This is a genomic window from Leucobacter massiliensis (assembly GCF_002982315.1).
In the GTDB taxonomy this organism is placed as follows: domain Bacteria; phylum Actinomycetota; class Actinomycetes; order Actinomycetales; family Microbacteriaceae; genus Leucobacter; species Leucobacter massiliensis.
This window is the reverse complement of sequence record NZ_MWZD01000004.1, coordinates 1-3,098: the sequence shown is the minus strand read 5'-3', so window position 1 is coordinate 3,098 and position 3,098 is coordinate 1. Positions and strand designations below refer to the sequence as shown.

At 71.2% G+C, this 3,098-nt stretch carries 1 protein-coding gene; it reads left to right on the top strand.

Features of this window, described 5'->3' with window-relative positions; all coding sequences use genetic code 11:
* Positions 1-168 precede the first annotated feature (168 nt).
* Complete coding sequence (locus tag B4915_RS00070; protein WP_105803855.1) at positions 169-2,967, top strand: aminotransferase class I/II-fold pyridoxal phosphate-dependent enzyme; 2,799 nt, start codon at positions 169-171, stop codon at positions 2,965-2,967.
* Positions 2,968-3,098 lie beyond the last annotated feature (131 nt).

Genomic DNA, 3,098 nt, shown 5'->3' with positions numbered 1-3,098 from the left:
CCGGCGCCCCGTCTTGCTGCCCCGGCATCCGGAACCGCGCGGGCACCGCGGCGTTCCCGCCCCGGCATCCGGCACCTCCTACACTCGTCGAGCAGAGGCCGTCCGCCCGGACGCCGCCCCCCGGCCCCGGCCCGGGAACGACGAAGTGTGGGAGAGGACGCGCCGCGCATGACGAGCATCGAGGCCGAACGCAGGAGCAGCGACGACCGGGCGGGAGCACCCGCCACCGCGGCCCCGCCCAGTGGGGCAGCCTCCGGTGCGTCATCCTCCGGCGCACGGGCCGCATCCGCCCTGGAGCGCGATCCGGGCATGCCGGCCAGTACGTGGCGGCTGCGCACCGACGCCTGGGAATACCTGCGCTTCGCGGTGAAGCGGATCGCCCTCGGCAGCGACACCGCGGAGGGGCTGGCCGGTGACGGCGAGATCCTCCGCTCGCTCCGCGCGCTGGAGACCATCGAGCTCTACTGGGGCGGTTTCGGCCAGCGGTATGTGCGCGCGATCCGCGAGCTCCTGATCGGCGGCGAGTACCAGCTCGCCCTCGACCGGATCGGCCGTGTCGTCGGCCGGCTGCGCAGCAGCTCCGTGCCCGAGGAGCCCCGCGACGAGCAGCTCGACGACGCCGAACGGGCCGAACTCCAGGACGACGCCGACCCCCGCCCCCGATTCGAGGTGCTCGTCGTCGACGAGACCACCGAGGCGGACCGGGACGCGCTCGCGGCCGAGGCACTGAAGATGCGCTCCCCCGCCGACGCCTTCATCTACGACTTCGTCGTCGTCCCCTCCGCGGAAGACGCCATCGCCGCGGTGCTCACCAACCCGAAGATCCTCGCCTGCGTGGTGCGGCCCGGCTTCAGCGACCGCACCCGGCAGCCCCTCAGCCGCGACCTGATCGACACCATCGCACTCGCGAAGCAGGCCAGCGGCGGCACGCCCGCCAGCACCCGCAGCCAGCTCGCCTCCGTGCAGCGCGTGCTCGGCCTCGCCGACGCCCTCGCCGAACTGCGCCCCGAGCTCGACCTCTACCTCGTCGCCGGAGCGCACATCGAGGAGCTCGCGGGCGTGCTCACCCGCCGCTTCCGCCGCGTGTTCCGCCGCGAAGACCAGCTCGAGCTCCACCTCACCCTGCTGCGCCGCGTCTCCCACCTCTACGACACCCCGTTCTTCTCCGCGATCCAGGACCACGCGCGCCGCCCCGTCGGGGTGTTCCACGCGCTGCCCATCGCCCGCGGCGGTTCCGTGGTCAACTCGAAGTGGATCCGGGACCTCGCCGACTTCTACGGCCTGAACCTGCTCCTGGCCGAGACGAGCGCCACCTCCGGCGGCCTCGACTCCCTCCTCGCCCCCACCGGAGCGATCAAGAAAGCGCAGGATCTCGCCGCCCGCGCCTTCGGCGCGAAGCACACGTACTTCGTCACCAACGGCACCTCGACCGCGAACAAGATCGTGCACCAGGCGCTCGTCGGCCCGGGCGATGTGGTGCTCGTGGATCGCAACTGCCACAAGTCGCACCACCACGCCATGATGCTCACCGGCGGCAGGCCCGCCTACCTCGACGCCTACCCGCTCAACGACTACGCCTTCTACGGGGCCGTGCCGCTCAGCCGCATCAAGCAGATGCTCCTCGACTACCGGGCGGCCGGCCGCCTCGACGAGGTCCGCATGGTCACCCTCACCAACTGCACCTTCGACGGCATCGTCTACGACCCCGAGCGGGTGATGGCCGAGTGCCTGGCCATCAAGCCCGACCTCGTGTTCCTCTGGGACGAGGCGTGGTTCGCCTTCGCCGCCTTCCACCCCGTCACCCGCCGCCGCACCGCCATGGCCTCCGCCCAGAACCTCGAAGCGCGCCTCAAGACCGCCGCCCACGCGCAGGCCTACCGCGAGCAGCAGCAGCGCCTGTTCACCGCGGACGGCACCCCCGCCCCCGACGAGGCCTGGCTCGCAGAGCGCCTGATCCCGAGCCCCGAGGCGCGCATCCGCGTCTACGCCACGCACTCCACCCACAAGACCCTCACCGCGCTGCGGCAGGGATCCATGATCCACGTCTACGACCAGGACTGGGTGCGCGAGGCCGAGGAGCCCTTCCACGAGGCCTTCATGACGCACACCTCCACCTCACCCAACTACCAGATCCTCGCCTCCCTCGACCTCGGCCGCCGCCAGGTCGAGCTCGAGGGCTTCGAGCTCGTGCAGCGCCAGCTCGACCTCGCCACCAGCCTCGCCCAGGCCATCGCCCGCCACCCGCTGCTGCGCCGCACCTACCGGGTCCTCACCGCGGCCGAGCTCATCCCCGCCCAGCACCGTGCCAGCGCCCGCCCCATGCCCCTGCGCGACGGTGTCGCCACCATGTGGCGGGCCTGGGCCGCCGACGAGTTCGTCATCGACCCCTCCCGCATCACCGTCGAGATCACCCGCACCGGGGTCGACGGCGACACCTTCAAGCACGAGTACCTCATGAACCGCTACGGCATCCAGGTCAACAAGACCAGCCGCAACACCGTGCTGTTCATGACGAACATCGGCACCACGCGCAGCGCGATCGCGTACCTCATCGAGGTGCTCGTGAAACTCGCCGAGCGCTTCGAGGAAGAACAGGCGCAGCTCGATCCCGAGCTCGCCCCCGCACCCGAGCAGGAGATGCCGCCGCTGCCCGACTTCTCCCGCTTCGCCGACGACTACGCCTCGACGGCCGGGCTTCCCGACGGCGACATCCGCGCCGCATTCTTCCTCGGCCAGAAACGGGGCACCATCGAGCACGTCACCTTCTCGGAACTGCGAGAGCGCGTCGCCCGCGGCGAGGAACCCGTGTCGGGCGGCTTCGTCACCCCCTACCCGCCCGGCTTCCCCGTGCTCGTGCCCGGCCAGATCATCACCGCCGAAGTCCTCGACTTCATGGCCGTGCTCGACACCCGCGAGATCCACGGCTACGACCCCAAGCGCGGCTACCGCATCCTGAAGCACAGCTAGCCACCCCCTCCCCCTTGCCCTGCCCTGCCCTTCTCTGAATCGGGACAACCGCATCCCAGTTGCGCGCTGGAACCCGGAGAAACCCGGCCCGATTCGGAGAAGGACGGGGACAGGGCGGGGCGGACGGGGCC